Source organism: Rhodococcus sp. NPDC055024, assembly GCF_053608585.1.
The window spans coordinates 212,934-229,513 of the sequence record NZ_JBSGVT010000011.1; the positions used below are offsets into that span (position 1 = coordinate 212,934).

Consider the following 16,580-nt stretch of genomic DNA (forward strand, 5'->3'; position numbering starts at 1 on the left):
ACTGGAGTCTGCCGACCATGGCCGAGATTTGTTGGAACCGAGCCTCGTACGAGGCCACGGTGGTGTTGATAGCACTCGACGAGCGAACGGAGACGTGGCTCGGAACCCTCGATGCGAGTGAACTTGACGGCATCGTGGTCACCGACATGGACAGCGTGCTCGACGGGGTGGGCGGCCCGCGCCGGGAGGGCCCGGCGACCGACGGCGGCGGAACGCCGGTGCGGGGGGCCTGGCCGGACGCCGACGCGGTAGTGCTCCTGACCCGCGACCCGGGCGGATGCGACCGTGGCGACGTGAACATGCTCGGTGCCCTCGCCCGGCAGTCGGGGATGCTGGTGGCCGCGATCGTGCTGCACGACTCGGCGACGGTGCGCGAGCACGCGGCACTGCGCTCGCTGGCGTCGATCCGGGAGGCCGCAGACAACGTGATCCTGCCCGCGGACGACCGGTCGGTCGTTCCCTTCCTGAAGGTGCTGCGCGGCGGAACAATCGAGGACAACGTGATGGGGTGGGCCGGATGACCACACAGAAGCGATCGGTACGGGTGGTGCAGGCGCGCTGGGAAGCCGACGGCGTTCTCGGGTTGACCCTGCGGGCGGAGGACGGTGCGCCTTTGCCTTCGTGGACGGCGGGCGCCCACCTGGACGTGGTGCTCCCCTCGGGGACGATCCGGCAGTACTCGCTGTGCGGTCCTGACGATTCGTCCGACTACTCGATCGCCGTCCTGCGCGAGGCGGCGGGCCGCGGCGGGTCAGCGGAGATACACGACACCGCCCTGGTCGGCCGGGTGCTGCAGATTGCCGGTCCGAGAAATCATTTCACTCTCGACGACGCAGCCAGATACATCTTCGTCGCCGGCGGTATCGGTATCACGCCCGTGCTGGCGATGGTGCGGGAGGCGTCGAGCCGGGGGGCCGAGTGGGAGCTGCACTACGGCGGACGGTCCCGCGACTCGCTCGCGTTCACGGGCGAGCTCGCGGCACTGGCGAGCTCCTGGCGCGGCAAGCTGCGCACCTACAGCGACGACGTCGAAGGACCGCTGCCCCTCAAGCACATCGTGTCGGGGGCAGCCGACGGGGCCGTGATCTACGCCTGCGGCCCAGGGGGCATGTTGGAGGCGCTCGCGGAGCTGGTCGAACACGAGCGCCCGGACGTTCCGCTTCGGTTCGAGCGGTTCAGCGCCGCAGCGGTGACGCCGGACGAGCCGTCGGAGGCGAGCGTGACAACGGGGGCCGACGCGGGCACCTTCGAGGTGGAACTTGCCCAGGCTGGTGTCACGGTTATGGTGAGTCCGGGCCAGACGATCCTCGAGGCCGTGCGCGCGGCCGTCCCCGATGTGATGTCGTCGTGTGAGGAGGGTTTCTGCGGCACCTGCGAGGCGCGGGTCCTCGACGGTGTCCCCGTGCACCGGGACAGCATCCTGTCGCTCAGGGAGAAGGAACAGAACGCCACGATGATGATCTGTGTGAGCGGCTGTGCGTCGCCTCGCCTTGTACTCGATCTCTGACGGCTGCCGTGTCCGAACGACCGCCCCCGGCGAGGTGCTGCCGCCCGTACCCCACCGCAACACCGTGGCCGGAGGCTATGGTGGGTCGTGAGCCGCAGGGGGACCGGCCCGACGCACGCGAGGGAAGAGGAAGGTCGTGAAGAAGACCGGACCGGACAGCGCCCGACGAGCGATCGAGATGCTCTTTGCATTCACGGAGCAGCGCCCGAACCTGTCCGTGCGGGATCTGTCCGACGCGCTCGACGTTCCGGTGCCGTCCGCGCACCGGTACGTCGCAATGCTGCGGGAGATGGGTCTGGTCGAGGAGGGCGCCACCGGCAGGTATCACCTGACCATGCGCACCGCGGCGTTGGGACGATCGGCGCGCAAGGCGACGCCGATCGTCGATCTAGCGGAACCGCACATGCGACTGCTCGCGAACGAGATCGGCGAGGCCGTGATGCTCATGCGGATGGTGCAGGGACAACCGGTGTGCATGCACAGGGTCGACATGCCGAGTCTGTTCCGCGTCTCGTTCGAACAGGGGCAGCCCGCCCCACGCCTGCGCGGCGGCAGCGTTCGGCTGCTCCTCGGCGCGATGAGTCCGGCGGAGCGCGGACGGTACGTCGACGAGGCGCTGGCACTCGGGGCGACCCCGCCGGTCGGCGGCCGTGAGCACTTCCTCGCCGAGATCGAACGGGACATCGCTCGCGGCTGGGCGATCAGCAATCAGGAGATCGACGACGGCGTGTGGGCGGCGGCCGCACCCGTGTACGAGGGCTCGACCGTGGTGGCGGCCCTCTCGACGCCCTGTCCGGCTTTCCGACTCGACGAGGAGCGCAAGCAGGCGATCGTCGAATCTGTTCGCAAGGGTGCTGCCGACGTCTCCAACGCCCTGACACCCGTACGACTCGCCCAGGGCTGAGCATTCGGCGCTGCCTGCTGCATCGGCTCTCGTCCTCCGAGGCGATCCGCACCATTCTGTCGGTAGCCCCGCGTGACGCAGTTGGTCCGCGACTCGTCGCCCGGGCGGCCGCGCGGAACTCACCCCGCGATCTTCCGCTGCATGGTTTGTGGTTGCGGTGTTTCGCCACACCGGATTACGGCCAACATTGTCGTAATTCGGATAGCCACTGCGTCGCCGTCGATGCCAAGATTGCGCCACCTCGCAGTTGATCAAACGAGCAGTGTCCCCGGTCACCACCGGGGTCGTCGCCACCCTCTCGTTGTCTCCATGCCTTCCGTCGACTGCTCGCACACGTCCGGTATCACCCGTCCCGCAACCGAAACCAGGCCACGGACCCGAATGGGATCGCGTGGATCGAAAGAGCGGTAGAAGCAATGAGCAATGGATTGAGAATTCGCCCGGAGTACGGTCACTTCATTGGCGGCGAATGGGTGCCCGGCGCATCCGCCGATACGATCGACCTGTACAACCCCGCCACCGGCGAGGTTCTGACCCGCATCGCGGCGGGCGACAAGCGCGACGTGGAGCGGGCCGTGACCGCCGCGACGTCTGCCTTTCCGTCGTGGGCAGCCACCCGTCCGGAGGAGCGACAGGCCATCCTCCAGGAGATCAGCAGGCGACTCACGGCCAGGATCGACGATTACGTCCTGTACGAAGTTCTCAACTGCGGCAAGGCGATCACGCAGGCGAGGGCCTTCGACCTGCCGATGGTCATCGGGCAGTTCGACCTCTTCGCCGGCGCCGCGTGGTCAATCTCGGGCGAGACTCGCTCGAACGCAACACAACTCGGCATAGTCCTGCGCGAGCCGCTCGGTGTGTGCGCGCAGATCATTCCGTGGAACGCCCCGATGACGGCGTTGGCGAGCAAGATCGCCCCTGCCCTTGCCGCAGGAAACACGATCGTGCTCAAGCCTTCCGAGATCGCCTGCCTGTCGGTACTGGAGTTCTTCGACGAGATGAAGGACCTGATCCCCGCCGGCGTGGTCAATGTGGTGACGGGTTACGGGCCCGATGTGGGTGAGCCGCTGGTCACCGATCACAGGGTGCACAAGGTCTCGTTCACAGGCTCCCGCCCCACTGCTCGCAAGATCATGCAGTACGCATCAACGCACATCATCCCGCAGGTGATGGAACTGGGCGGAAAGTCCGCGAACATCGTCTGCGCCGATGCGGACATCGATTCCGCGGTCGAGGGCGCCGCGATGTCCACCGTTGTCAACAAGGGCGAGGTGTGCCTCGCGGGTAGTCGCGTGTTCGTACACGAGAAGGTCCTGGACGAGTTCCTCGAGAAATTCGTGCGGACCCTCGATTCGGTGCGCATCGGCGATCCCCTCGATCCCGCCACCCAACTGGGAGCCCAGGCATCACGCCAGCAGACCGACAAGATCCTCGACTACTTCGACATCGCCCGCGACGAAGGCGCGACGATCGCCCGCGGGGGATGCCGGGCGAAGGTGTCCGGGTTGGAGGACGGACTGTTCATCGAGCCGACCGTGGTGACGAATGTCGACAACCGGATGCGAATCGCCCAAGAGGAGGTGTTCGGGCCGGTGACGACGGTCCTGTCATGGAGCGACGAGTCCGAGATGCTCGAGCAAGCCAACAACTCGGTCTACGGACTCGCGGGCGGTGTGTGGACGCGGGACCTCACCCGTGCGCACCGCATCGCGCGGGACCTCCAGACCGGGACGGTCTGGATCAACCGCTACTACAACTTCATGGCGAACATGCCTTTGGGTGGACGCAAGGAAAGCGGATTCGGGCGAGAGTTCAGCCACGAGGTCCTTGCGTCGTACACCCAGACGAAGAGCGTGATCGTGGCTCTCGATGAAGGCCCGCTTGGCATCTTCGACGCCTGAATCGCAGCAGGATCCAAGTTCGACAACACGGGAGCAGACGCATGAACCAGCCATCGACACCACTAGACGTCCGCACCGGTCCGGACGCCGCCCCGGACATCGTGCACATCGAGGAAGCGTTCGGAAATCCGTCCATCGGAGCCACCGCGCAGTGGCTTCCGGTGTACCCGCCGGACTACCGAATCGCATACGACCGCAGCGCAATCGAAGAATCTACCGGCCTCACCTTCGGTAACTTGCGGTTGCCGTCGACCGATCCGGGGCCCGACGGGTATCCCGTTGTCGTCGTGATCCACGGGGGCGCGTGGACCTCGGACTGGAGCTGCGACTACATGGAACCGTTCGCGGAGTCGCTCACCAGGCTGGGTCTCGCCACCTGGAGCATCGAGTACCGACGCCCCGGCCAGTTCGGCAGCGCATGGCCCACCCCCGCGCTGGACGTGGCGCACGCGACCGACTTCGTTCGCCGGCTCGCCACCGCGTTGCCCCTGGATCCCCGTCGGGTGGTCGTGTCCGGCCACTCCGCGGGCGGTCACCTGGCGGCGTGGATCGCTTCCCGCCACAAACTCCCGGAGAGCAGCGCACTGCACGCTCCCGATCCCCTGCCCGTCCTCGGTGTCGTCGCCCTGGACCCGTGGGCACTGGACATGCACCACGACATGGCCAACGAGGTCGACTCGCACAGCGCTCAGCGCAGCTGGCTCATGGAGTTCCTCGGCGCGACGACGCCGGAAGACGCGGTCCAGCGGATAGAGGCCGACGGAGTCTCCCCGACGCAGCTGCTCCCGATCGGCGTTCCGATCGACATCGTCACCGGCACCGGTGCGTTTCCCGGAAACAGCGAGCGGTACGCGTACGCGGCAGCAGCCGCAGGCGACACCGTGACGTTGACCGTCATGAACGGCGCTCAACACTTCGACTACCCAGATCCGTGGGGGCCGGCCTGGCCGCCCATCGCGCGAGCGATCCTGGGTCGGCTCGGTGAGACGCGCACCGCCGGGCAGATCGAGCAGGCCAGACCGCCGGCGCAGCGTCGCATCGAGCTCGGCTGATCACTACATCCCGTCCACACGGACACGACGGCAGTTGCACGCTGCCGAGAAGGAGTTGACACCTTGAGTGCTCTACTGATCGAGAACGGATTCGTGTATTCGGCCGATGCCGAGAACTCGGTGCTGCCGTCCACCTCTGTGCTGGCGGTGAACGGACACATCGTCGCCGTTGGACCTGCGGCGGACGTCGCGGCAGCCGCGGACCTGCTGCCCTCGGACGTCCGGGACACACTCCGCCGGATCGACGCGAGATCGATGATGGTCCTGCCGGGGCTGGTGAACGGGCACTGGCACGACATGTACGCAATGACCGTCCCCCAGAAGCTCCTCCTCGCCCCTTCGGACCGCGGCGACGCGTTGAACATGTTCGCGAACGGGGGCGACATTCCGGCAGTGACGATGATGTTCGATTCACTGGACAACCTGATCGAGCAGATGACTCCGGACGAGGCGTACGCGATCGCGCAGTACTCGATGTGGCAACAGCTGCGGGGCGGAGTGACGACGCTCGCCGACACCGGGTCGCTCGGGCGACCGGAGGCGATGGTCGCAGCGGCCCGTGATCTCGGAATTCGTTACAGCGCAACTACTTGGGCGGCTGACGCGGTGTGCCCGCCCGGCGCCGACACGTTCCTGCGGACCCGGGATACCGACGCGGTGCTGGCTCGGATCGAAGACCTCGTTCGCCTCTGCGCCGGCGACACGTCCGGGCGCATCCGGTGCAGGCCGAGCATCGCCTACATCACCAACATGACGGACGAGCTCGGTGCGGGTTTCGCGGAGCTGGTCGCCCGTCACGGGACAGGTCTGGCCACCCACGTCGGCGCGCTCGCGAACGAATCCGACGGAGTGCTGCACTACTACGGCGCCACCGGGATTCGCAGGCAGGAGGCATTGGGCTTGATGACCGACTCCACCGTCGCCGCGCACTGCTCCTTCATGGATGACGAGGAGGAGGCGATCATCCGGGGCCGCGGTGTCCACATCTGCCACTCGCCCGCGTCGTACGGTCCGTCGGGAGTCTCGAGCGTGACCGGGACGGGTGTCGTGCCTCGGCTGCACCGCGACGGGCACGAGGTGTCGCTGTCGACCGACGCCACCCCCGGGCCTCAGGCGGGAATGCTGGAGGCGATGCGGGCCGCGTGGCAGATGTACAACGAGGCAGAAGTGGACAACACCGTGGTGCGCGCCACCGACGCCCTCGCGATGTCCACACGGACTGCCGCGAACGGGTTGGGGTGGGCCGACGAGATCGGCAGCATCGAGGTCGGCAAGAAGGCCGACCTGACGTTGGTCAGGGTCGACGACTGGCGTTTCGAGTTGAGTGCCCGACCCCTGGAAAGCCTGCTGTGGCTTGGTGGTTCACACGACGTGGATACCGTGATCGTCGACGGCGAGGTGCTGATCAGTGGCAAGGAGACGGCGGTCGTTGACCTGGACGCCGTCCGCAGCCGGTGCTTCGACGCGATCGGTTCCTTCTCGTCGCGGTGCTTGGGAATCCCCTCCGACGTGGTGAACGGTGTCCTCGATGCCGGCGTACGTCACAACGACTTCGAAGGAGTTTGAACATCATGGATGCAGACGTGGCCGTCATCGGCACGGGCTCGATCGGATCGATGACAGCGTGGCGCCTCGCGGCAGCGGGGGTCGACACGCTGTGCTTCGACCAGTTCGAGATCGGCGACCAGCGGACGGCAGCGAGCGGTGAGTCGCGGGGCGTCGTGCGGGCGCTGCACCTGCGTCCCGAGTTCGGTCCCATCGTGGACCGTTCGATCGACCTTTGGAAGCACCTGGAGGCCGAGTCGGGCCGCTCCCTCTATGTCGATTCCGGATCGCTGCTCATCAGCAAGCGGTCGTCGGCCCGGACCCAGCAGCTCATCGACACCGTCGAGAGTGGCCACCTGGCCATGGAGATCCTCGACCACCACGAGATCGGGCGACGCTACCCTGCGCATCTCGTCGGCCCTGACGACGTGGGCCTGTTCGAACGCGCGGGAGGCGTGGTCAGGTCGGACCTCGCCGTCATCGCGGCAGCCGAGGTGGCCCAGCGCCACGGCGCACGGATGGTGACCGGACACGCGGTCGACCGGATCGAGACGCGGGCGGAAGGCGTGGAGATCGAGGCTGGTGGCCGTGTGTTCACCGCCCGCAAGGCCGTCGTCACGCCGGGCCCGTGGGCAAGCGCCCTCCTCCCGCAACTGGCGCCGTACGTGGTCGCCCAGCGAATCATGATCGCCTGGTGGGCGGTGCGCGATCCGAGTCTGTTCACCCCCGAGGTCTTCCCGTCGTTCGTCCGAGGGTCCAGCGACACCACGGGCGAGGCGGTGCTCGGCGACGACTACTTCGGGTTCCCGATGGTGGACGGTGGGTCGATCAAGTTCGCCAAGCTGAACACGTGCGGGACGGTCACCCCCACCGAACCGCTGAGCCAGCTGGTCGAGGACCAACTCGTCGCGGCAGACTCCGCGCGGGTGCGCGCCTACCTCACCGGGTTACATGACCATCCTCACCGCACCCATGTGGCGATGGAGGGCTTCACACCGGACGGGCTTCCGATCATCGGACCGATGTTTGGTGACCAGAACGTGATCGTCGCGACCGGGTTCTCTGGCAGCGGGTTCGGACCGGCCGCGGGATGGGGCGAGGTGTTGGCGAATCTGGTCGTCTCGGGAGACGCCCCGCCCATCGTCTCGGAGCTGTCCCCGAAGCGGTTCTCCGCCGCGTGACCCACCCCTGTGCCGGAAACCCGGACCACATCTCGTGCACCCTTGAACCAAGGAGGAACCGACATGGCCTGTACTCCGATCACCTACCCGCGCAACCCGCGAACCACCCCATTCGACCCGCCCGAGGTCTTCGGCCTGCTCCGGGCGGAGGGCTCACTGACCCCGATGACCTTCGTCGACGGACACGTAGGGTGGCTGGCGACCGGCTATGACGCCTGCCGGGCCATCTTCGCCGATCCCCGGTTCAGCAATCGGCGCGAGCTAGCGCACCTGGCTCTCGGGCATTCCATCGCCGAAGACCTCGCCGGGCAGCCTGCCGAGCCTGGAATGTTCTTGCGGATGGACCCGCCGGACCACACCCGCTACCGCAAGATGCTGATCACCCAGTTCACCGCCCGCAGGATCAAGGAACTCGAGGACTGGATCGAACAGATCGTGGTGGAACGGCTCGACGTCGTAGAGGAGGAGGGTCCCGGCGTCGATCTCGTCGAACACTTCGCGACACCGATTCCCCTGCTGGTGATCTGCGAGCTGCTAGGAATCCCGTACGAGGACCGCCACGACTTTCAGCTCGCCGTGGACGCGGCGGTGGACACCACCCGGTCCAAGGACGAGTTGGAGCAGGCGATGGGGACGATGTACGCGTTCTTTCCTCCACTCATCGCGGCTAAACGCAGCCAGCCGACGGATGACTTCTTCAGTGACCTCGTCAACGCAGGTGATCTCACCGATCAGGAACTATCGAGCATCGGGCTGAGTCTCTTCGCCGCCGGATTCGAGACGACCGCCAACCAACTCGGCCTCGGAACCTTCGCGCTCCTCCAGCATCCCGATCAGATGGAGAAGCTCCGGAGGGAGCCCGAGCTGATGAACAACGCCGTCGACGAGCTGCTGCGATACCTGACCATCACGCATCTCGGACCCCAACGCACCGCACTTGAGGACGTCGAGGTGGACGGACATCTCGTGCGGAAGGGACAGTCGGTGCTGATGTCGCTGCCCGCGGCCAACAGGGATCCGAAACGCTTCGACGATCCCGACGCCCTCGACCTGACCCGGGCGGCGCATGGACACCTCGTGTTCGGTCACGGAATCCATCGATGCATCGGTGAGCAGTTGGCGCGATCCGAACTGCGGCTGGCGTTCGCGGGACTGCTGAAGCGGTTCCCCACCATGCGCCTTGCCGTGCCCGCGGACCAGGTATCGATGAAGAACAACGCCGCCGTCTACGGAGTGCACCGCCTGCCCGTGTCTTGGTGACGGAAACCGGAGCGGCCGGGCGTGCGGAACACCCGGCCGCTCCGCGCACGCCGCTACGCGAACTCCGGATCGGTTTCCGAAGACGCGAACGGGCGGCCTGGGGAACCAGGCCGCCCGATTGGGAGCGGACGGTCAGTGAGTTGTCGTGCCGAGGGCGTGATCGATTGCCTCGGAGGGAATTCCGAGGCATCGCGCACTGAACGACCGCAAGGCGTCGAGGTAGCGGCTGCGCAGTTCTCCTGCGTCGGTGCCGACGACGTCGCCGTCCCGGATGATCACGCGTCCGTCGACGATCACCGTGTCCACGTCGTGTGATCCACCCAGCCAGAGGAACGCCTCCAGCGGCCTCGAGTTCAGTTCGTAACGCCAGGAGTCGGTGCGAACCAGGACGATGTCGGCCTTCTTCCCGGCCACCAAACTGCCAACCTCGTCGTCCCACTGCGCGCCCTTGGCTGCGACACGCGTCGCCATCGCCAGCGCGTCGGTGGGCAGCAGTGCGGTGTTGTCGCCGACCACTTCGTTGTACATCTGCCATGCCGCGCGCATGGCCTCCGGCATTCCGGCCTGAGGGCCAGCGGCACCGTCGGTCGACAGCGACACCTCTAGACCGCGACGACGCAGGTGGGGGATGACCCCCGAGCCGGACACGCTCGTTTCACCAGACCCTCCGTACTTGGCCGGGGACTGGCTGACGTGCACCTTCCGCGACAGGAGGAGTTCCTGCTCGTGGGGGTCGACAAATGAGCAGTGCGCTGCCAGGGTCTTGTCGGTCACGAGACCGAAGGCGTCGAGGCGCCGCAGTCCGGTGGTGCCGTAGTAGGTCGTCATCATGTCGGGCTCGTTCGCGACCGCGCCGACGTGGGTGGCCAGACCTGTCCCGTGCCGGGCGACCAGTTCCGCGAAACCCGCACCGAGCTCGTCCGTCATATTGGTGACGTAGGCGATGCTGGGGCGGCACCGGATTAACCCGGTGGTGTCCTTGCCGCAGAGTTCGAGCAGGTCCTCGATACCGGCCAGAACCACGTCCGCGTCGCGGGTGCGCACGAAAGTGCTCTGATCCGCAGGGCAGATGGCGTCCGACGCCCACGTTGTCGCGCTGAACCTGATGCCAAGGTCCCTGGCCGCGGACACCATGGACTCCGGTCGGCCGAGCGACCCGGTGTCCCCGAGGGTCGTTACGCCGCCGCGCAGTTGTCCTAGCATCGAGTACTGCGCGATCGCGTACGCCTCGTCGGGCAGCATCTTGTCGATCATGTCGTCGAACGAGTCGAACATCGTCGAGACGGTCGACATGTCGCCCCCGCACGCGAGCATGTGCGGTGGGTCGTTCCGGTCGGACGGAGGGGGAAGCAGGCGCATCGGCACGGTCATGGCGTACATGTCGTGCCAGTGCGCGTTGACGAAGCCGGGCAGGATCATCATCGAGCGGGCGTCGATGACCTCCATTGTCGCGCGCACGTCTTCGGGAAGCCGGGCCACCTCCTCGGCGACGTTGGCCGACGGGCCGACAGCGGTGAGGACACCGTCAACAATTAGGACGGAACCGCGCGGTACGACGGTCTCGCTTGGGTCGGCGGTACAGAGGAATCCATCGGCGATGAGGCAGGCGTTCAATGTGCGGAATCTCCTGTGGTGTGGTGTGGTGTGTCGGTCAGTGGCGCTTACGCCGTGGCGAATCGGTCGACGGCGAGCTCTGCCATGTGCTCACGCTGCCTGCCGGTCGTTGCGAGGTCCTTGAGGATCTCGCCGACGGCCGAGGCGTAGCCGAACCCGCTGCCGGAGAAGCCGGCAGCCACGATCACGTTCTCCCTCGACGGCAGCGATCCGATGACGGGGTTGCTGTCGGCTGTGAAACCCTCCATCGCGATCAGCGTGCGGTGCGGGTGGTCATGAACCCCATGAAGGGTGGCGCGCAGGCGCTCCTGGTCGGCGCGGATGAGCTCGTCCTCGACGTACTGGTCCAGACGGTCGGTCGGAGTCACCGGACCGCACACGTTGAGCTTCGCGAACTTGATCGAGCCCCCGTCGAGAGACGGGAAGCCGAAGTAGTTCTCGCCGAGCACTCCCTGGGATCCGGTGGTGTCGTCATCCCCGCGCACGAACGACGGGAAGCGTTCTGGCGTGAAGAGTGCGGGCTCGTTCACCGAGTACCACGCAATCATAATCCGGTAGGTGGCGACGATGGCGGCGAGCTCCGGGAGCAGCGCGCTGGTCCACGGTCCGGGAGTGACCACGACCTTGCGTGCGCGGTACGTGGTGCCTCCCGCCTCGACTGTCACGCCGGTGCTGTCCGACTCGATTCGGTCAACGGCGTGCCCGGTCACCATCCTCGCGCCGAGGTCGACTGCTCGCTGCGCAGCTGCGATGACAGCGAGATCCGATCGGAGAACACCGCCCTCGCGCTCGTAGACGCCGACGTCGCTGGGACCGACGACGTGGGCCGGATAGCGGTGTTCGAGGTCCCGGTGATCGAGGACTTCGAAGTCGGGGCCCGCCGTGCGCGCCATGCCGATCACTTGCTGCATCCTCGCGGCGGACTTGTGCCCGATCAGTAGTGAGCCCGATTCTACGTACAGGGACTTGCCTGACTCCTCCTGCAGTTGGCGCCACAGCTCGATCGCCCGGGCGGAGACCGTGAATGATCCGGGCCGGTGAATCAGTGACCGGACGAGTCCACGGGACTCGCCCCCAGCTGCGATGCGACGATCACCGATACCGAACTGGTCGATGCCTATAACGTCCACCCCAGCCGACGCCAGCTGCCATGCTGCCATCGAACCCATGGTTCCTACGCCCACGACGATAACGTCAGCGTCCATCAAATCCTCCTGGTGCCCTGATTCGGCATGCGACAGCAGGTAGCGCTCAGGGAGTACGCAACCGTCGCGAACGAGCCGATGCAGGACACCCCGAAAAGCGTTGCATCAGTGGAGGAATAGTTGCACCCTCCGGGTGCGGGGGGCTATCCACTCCGCGTCAACACCATCCGGAATTCGACACTTCTCACAGGTCGTCATCCGGGGCTATGTTTGGCCGGCGTGGCGTCGTCGCGGATCGCCACCCCTAACGTCGCCGAGGGCGGCTCTCCGAATCGTGATCTGTAGTATCTGGCGAACCGGCCAGCGTGGTAAAACCCATGTGCTGCAGCAATCTCGGATACGGTGACGCCGGGCTCGTGGAGCTCAAACCGTCGGCGGACGCGGTCCAGCCTCATGTTTCTCATGTGTTCGGCGGGCCCGATGCCGTATGCGTTGCGGAACGCACGTTCGAGGGTGCGCGTGCTCACGCCGAGCCGCGACGCAACATCGGAGACTGTCGGGAGCTCGTAGTCGGGAAGTGACTGCAGATAGTCGACCGCGGTGGATGCGACGCGAGGAACGGGCACCCCCGCTGCAGCAACCAGATGAGAGTAATTGTGATGGCATTGGTGCAGTAGGAGATCGATTGCCAGCTTCTGCAGGTGCTCAAGTGCTGGGGCGGGAAGTCGATCTTGGGCGGACGAGAGGGCAGAGATCTGAGCCCAGGAAGACTCGAGCTCCGGCGAGAAAGGGAGGGGCGCGAACCGGACGTCACGGTCGACCGGTCTGCCCACCAGCTGTTCGCAGCGTTGCCGGATGTGATCCGGGCGAAGCCGTATTGCGGACTGGATAGAGCGGGGGTCGAAGGTGAATGTGGTCGGCAGGTTCCCCGACACGACTATGGTTTGCCTATCGGACCAGGTTGTTGAACCTTTTCGCTGGCGAACTGCCGCCGACCCCTGTACTGCGTGGAAGACTAGGGCTACGTTGTCGAGGGTGCCTGCATCCACTGCAACTTGCGCGCCGCATCCCATGGTTAGACTTGCGAGCGCGGGCCGGGGGTTTGCCCTGAGGCGCGCGACGAATCGACTATTCGTGTTGACGGAAAGCTCGTGGCTGCACAGTAGCTGTGTCATGGCGGCGACTGCCTCGTCTGGGTCAGTGGTGTCCACACAGATCATTTTTTTGCTTACTCCTTGACGAAGACTGGTCAGGGTGGGTGCAAGCCTTGCCTGCAGTATCGCTTGGGAACGGATGTGGCGCCGACAGTGGCTCGGATGGCCGCTACCGTGAGAACGTCGACCTCCTTGCGAAAGTTTGACCGTTTCAGCTCCGAGGACCGAGTACGCCGATATCAATGTCAGGCTGCGCCAAGCGAATGAAGGTGGTGCGTGGGCCGGGCGGCACACGCTTGAAGCGAGCTCCTTCTCGCCCGCGTGACGACGGTGCGGGCAGCTACAGGGATCCATGCGTCAGAGATGCGATAGGGATCGTGCGGATGTCTCCGGACAAGTCTTGAGTATGTCTCAATGGTGACGGTATCGCCATAGGGGCGATAGCAAGAGTTTGCGTGGTCTCTGATCAGGTGAGGATTCGCATCCAACACATGCTCCATGTGCGCGCATTGGTATGCGGGCTCGACGAAGGAGAACGGACGGCGCAGGGGCGGCCGCAGTACCGCACCCAGACCATGATCATGCACAGCTGACATATCTGTCCGTCGGGGATGACGTCCAGATCGCTGTCACCTTCTTGCGTAAGCACAGCACCGTGAAGACCATCTCGCCACGTTCGAACCTTCCCAATCCTGGTAGCACGGCCTCGCTGAACTGATGCCGTGTGGCTCGCGCCTTCGGTAGCGATTCGCGGTGGTCAACGGACTTGGCCCGGTGAGAACACGTTGACCTGACGCAGGGAGAATGTGCCTTTCAGCGGAGGAGGATTCGAGACGACGGGTTAGGGAAACGGCCCGATCACGTTAGACGCACGAACCCGGTTACTGATCTTCACCCCGATGGGTGCGTTTCGACGCATCTTCGGCGATACCTTCCGCGACGAAGTCTCGGGAGAATGTCGTGGTGATGTAGTCGTTGCAGGTGAGTAGCTAGCCGTTGATCGCGTGGCACCTTCCTCGGAATTTGGCGCAGAGTCATCGCACTGACCAAGGAAGGCGCATCTATGGATATCAGAAGGTCATAGCGGTTCATTTCCGTACTTCGGCAGGCGAGACGGTAGGGACCGCGGGCACCCCCAGGGCGCGGGCGGATGCGGCGGCCTTGAGGAGCATCTCGTCGAACTCGTCGTCCGGATCGGAGTCGAGAACGATCGCGCCACCTGCGCCGAGCTGCCAGCGACCAGCGGTACGGACCATCGTGCGGATCACGATGTTGAGATCGGCACTGCCGTTGCAGGCGAGGTAGCCCAGCGAGCCCGAGTAGATGCCGCGGGCGCGCTGTTCGAGTGATTCAATGATCTCCAGGGTGCGCAGCTTGGGCGCACCGGTCATCGATCCGCCGGGGAAGCATGCACGTACGCAGTCGATGGTGTCGTTGCCCGGGGCGAGGCGGCCCTGGACGGTTGACACCAGCTGATGGACGGTGGCGTAGCTCTCGGTGTTCATCAGGACCGGGACGTGTACGCTGCCGATTTCGCAGACCCGCCCGAGGTCGTTGCGGAGAAGGTCGACGATCATCAGGTTCTCAGCGCGGGTCTTGGAACTGGAAACTAGCCCCTGCCGGATAGCTCTGTCCTCATCCGGGGTGGATCCCCGAGGGGCAGTGCCCTTGATCGGCTTGGTCTCGACAAGGCCTTGCCCGTCGATCTTGAGGAACCGTTCTGGGGAGGAGCAGGCCACATCGATGTCGTTGACGTGCATATAGGCGGCGTACGGCGCCGGGTTGAGTCGGCGCAGCCGACGGTAGGCGTCCCAGCCGATGTCGCCACCGGGCATATCAGCGAAACTGGTGAGGCAAATCTCGTAGCTCTCACCCCGAAGCAGGTAGTTCTGGCAGGTGACGACGTCGCGGGTGTAGTCGTCACGCTGCCGAATCAGGAAGCGCTCGACGGATGCGGGCTCGACAGCATCGGGTGCTGGCAGCGGGTGGAGATTGGAGATCTGGACCTCGGTGTCGTCTAGCCATCGGCTCGCGGCCTCGGCGGTGACTGGACCGTCGCTCAGTGCGAGAAGGTAACTGCGGTCCGACTCATGGTCGACTGCGAGGAAACGGTCCGTGAATAGCCAAACGGCGTCTGGAGTTTCGGCGGCGTGGCTGTTCGGCGAGCCGCAGTCGGCTTTTAGCTCATAGCCGAACCAACCGACGTAGCCGCCGGTGAAGCAGAAGGGTAGCTCGGGTGCGTCGATGATGCGGCGGCTCAATTCCCTCTGGAGGTAGTCGAACACTGACTCGCGATGTGTCGAAGGCGTCGCTGACGACACCGTCACCAGACCGTCTTCGACTGAGTAGCGTACGGCCTCAGCGAGCGGCCCGCTGGCGTCCCCCAGGAAGGAGAACTGTGATAAGCCCTGCTCGACATGTGAACTGTCCAGCCAGAACGCAGCAGTGGAGCTCGAGTACAACATTGCGAATGCGGCCTCAGTGTCCACTGCATGGTTCAGCTCACGCATCTGGACTGTGTAATGCACTTGTACGTTGTGGGAGTCGCTGTCGATCAACTGGTTGACGGGTCCTGCGGCGCGACGGGCCGCGGGCCGACCAGTGCGGGCCCGGTCCTCGCGTGTGAGGTCTCGGAAGTTCGCCATCATCTGTAGTCCGTGCTCGGTCTCGATGGATTCGGGGTGGAATTGGACACCCCAGCGGGGCAGCTTCCTGTGCCGTATCGCCATGACGACGCCGTCCTCGGCCCGTGCGATGACCTCTAGGACGTCCGGCAGCGGCTCGGCGACGCTCAGAGAGTGGTAGCGGACTGCGCCGAATTCCTCTGGGATACCCGCGAATAGGGGATCGCCGGTATGAGTCACGCGGGCCACTTGCCCGTGCTGTGCCCGAGGCGCTCGAACGACTTCGCCGCCCTCGCAAATCACGATGCCCTGATGCCCGAGGCAGACGCCGAGTACAGGCACCGCCGACTTGCTCAGCAAGTCGGCGGATATCCCGAAGTCACGAGCGCAAGCAGGGTGCCCGGGGCCGGGGGAGATCACCACGTTGTCAAAGGCGTGGAGGTCGGGCAGATCGGCTGTGTCGTTGGCTATGACGACGGGTGCTTCACCGTTTACCTGGCCGAGTAGGTGGAACAGGTTGTACGTGTAGGAGTCGTAATTGTCGATGAGCAGTGTGCGCACAGGCTCACTCACTTCCCACTGGTAGGCCGGGTGTGATCCGGTCAAGTCGGTCGAGGAACTCCTCAGCCGACGTGGTATCCATCCCGGCGAACCAAGGCGGTCCCTGGCCGGAGTTCGAACTATTTAACAGCT

12 protein-coding genes are annotated in these 16,580 nt (G+C 65.3%); 8 read left to right on the forward strand and 4 right to left on the reverse strand.

The genetic code is table 11. The features are described from left to right. Positions 1 to 17: 17 nt before the first annotated feature. The 8 genes from ACWF6P_RS22740 to ACWF6P_RS22775 all read left to right on the forward strand — a co-directional run bounded on the left by ACWF6P_RS22740 (position 18) and on the right by ACWF6P_RS22775 (position 9,350). A complete protein-coding gene (locus ACWF6P_RS22740; RefSeq protein WP_452622579.1) occupies positions 18 to 521 on the forward strand; it encodes a hypothetical protein in 504 nt (167 codons plus the stop codon). Beyond that, positions 518 to 1,507 carry a PDR/VanB family oxidoreductase gene (locus ACWF6P_RS22745; RefSeq protein WP_452622580.1) on the forward strand — a complete coding sequence of 330 codons (990 nt, stop codon included), beginning with the start codon at positions 518 to 520 and terminating at the stop codon, positions 1,505 to 1,507. Before ACWF6P_RS22740 ends, ACWF6P_RS22745 begins: the two co-directional genes overlap by 4 nt. A gap of 136 nt (positions 1,508 to 1,643) precedes the next feature. Further along, positions 1,644 to 2,411, forward strand: a complete 768-nt coding sequence (locus tag ACWF6P_RS22750; RefSeq protein ID WP_452622581.1) for an IclR family transcriptional regulator — start codon at positions 1,644 to 1,646, stop codon at positions 2,409 to 2,411. A 416-nt stretch (positions 2,412 to 2,827) separates the two neighbouring features. After that, a complete protein-coding gene (locus ACWF6P_RS22755; protein ID WP_452622582.1) occupies positions 2,828 to 4,312 on the forward strand; it encodes an aldehyde dehydrogenase family protein in 1,485 nt (494 codons plus the stop codon). A gap of 41 nt (positions 4,313 to 4,353) precedes the next feature. Beyond that, positions 4,354 to 5,364: an alpha/beta hydrolase gene (locus ACWF6P_RS22760; RefSeq protein WP_452622583.1), complete on the forward strand. Its 1,011-nt coding sequence runs from the start codon at positions 4,354 to 4,356 to the stop codon at positions 5,362 to 5,364. 63 nt (positions 5,365 to 5,427) lie between these two features. After that, a complete protein-coding gene (locus tag ACWF6P_RS22765) occupies positions 5,428 to 6,930 on the forward strand; it encodes an amidohydrolase family protein (RefSeq protein WP_452622584.1) in 1,503 nt (500 codons plus the stop codon). A 5-nt stretch (positions 6,931 to 6,935) separates the two neighbouring features. Further along, positions 6,936 to 8,090, forward strand: a complete 1,155-nt coding sequence (locus ACWF6P_RS22770) for an FAD-dependent oxidoreductase (RefSeq protein WP_452622585.1) — start codon at positions 6,936 to 6,938, stop codon at positions 8,088 to 8,090. Between the two features lie 63 nt (positions 8,091 to 8,153). After that, positions 8,154 to 9,350: a cytochrome P450 gene (locus tag ACWF6P_RS22775; protein ID WP_452622586.1), complete on the forward strand. Its 1,197-nt coding sequence runs from the start codon at positions 8,154 to 8,156 to the stop codon at positions 9,348 to 9,350. A 132-nt stretch (positions 9,351 to 9,482) separates the two neighbouring features. Here ACWF6P_RS22775 and ACWF6P_RS22780 read toward each other — a convergent pair whose 3' ends face one another. From ACWF6P_RS22780 to pabB, 4 genes are all read right to left on the reverse strand, one after another. Next, positions 9,483 to 10,964, reverse strand: coding sequence for an amidohydrolase family protein (locus tag ACWF6P_RS22780; RefSeq protein WP_452622587.1), 1,482 nt, complete (start codon positions 10,962 to 10,964; stop codon positions 9,483 to 9,485). Between the two features lie 47 nt (positions 10,965 to 11,011). Beyond that, positions 11,012 to 12,169, reverse strand: a complete 1,158-nt coding sequence (solA, locus tag ACWF6P_RS22785; protein ID WP_452622588.1) for an N-methyl-L-tryptophan oxidase — start codon at positions 12,167 to 12,169, stop codon at positions 11,012 to 11,014. A gap of 194 nt (positions 12,170 to 12,363) precedes the next feature. After that, positions 12,364 to 13,320, reverse strand: a complete 957-nt coding sequence (locus ACWF6P_RS22790) for an AraC family transcriptional regulator (protein ID WP_452622589.1) — start codon at positions 13,318 to 13,320, stop codon at positions 12,364 to 12,366. 1,031 nt (positions 13,321 to 14,351) lie between these two features. After that, positions 14,352 to 16,493: an aminodeoxychorismate synthase gene (gene pabB / locus ACWF6P_RS22795; RefSeq protein ID WP_452622590.1), complete on the reverse strand. Its 2,142-nt coding sequence runs from the start codon at positions 16,491 to 16,493 to the stop codon at positions 14,352 to 14,354. Positions 16,494 to 16,580: the final 87 nt, after the last annotated feature.

Coding starts and splice junctions, on each gene's coding strand:
- ACWF6P_RS22740 (WP_452622579.1), top strand. CDS start 18: ATGGCCGAGATTTGTTGGAACCGAGCCTCGTACGAGGCCACGGTGGTG.
- ACWF6P_RS22775 (WP_452622586.1), top strand. CDS start 8,154: ATGGCCTGTACTCCGATCACCTACCCGCGCAACCCGCGAACCACCCCA.
- ACWF6P_RS22745 (WP_452622580.1), top strand. CDS start 518: ATGACCACACAGAAGCGATCGGTACGGGTGGTGCAGGCGCGCTGGGAA.
- ACWF6P_RS22770 (WP_452622585.1), top strand. CDS start 6,936: ATGGATGCAGACGTGGCCGTCATCGGCACGGGCTCGATCGGATCGATG.
- ACWF6P_RS22755 (WP_452622582.1), top strand. CDS start 2,828: ATGAGCAATGGATTGAGAATTCGCCCGGAGTACGGTCACTTCATTGGC.
- solA (WP_452622588.1), bottom strand. CDS start 12,169: ATGGACGCTGACGTTATCGTCGTGGGCGTAGGAACCATGGGTTCGATG.
- ACWF6P_RS22760 (WP_452622583.1), top strand. CDS start 4,354: ATGAACCAGCCATCGACACCACTAGACGTCCGCACCGGTCCGGACGCC.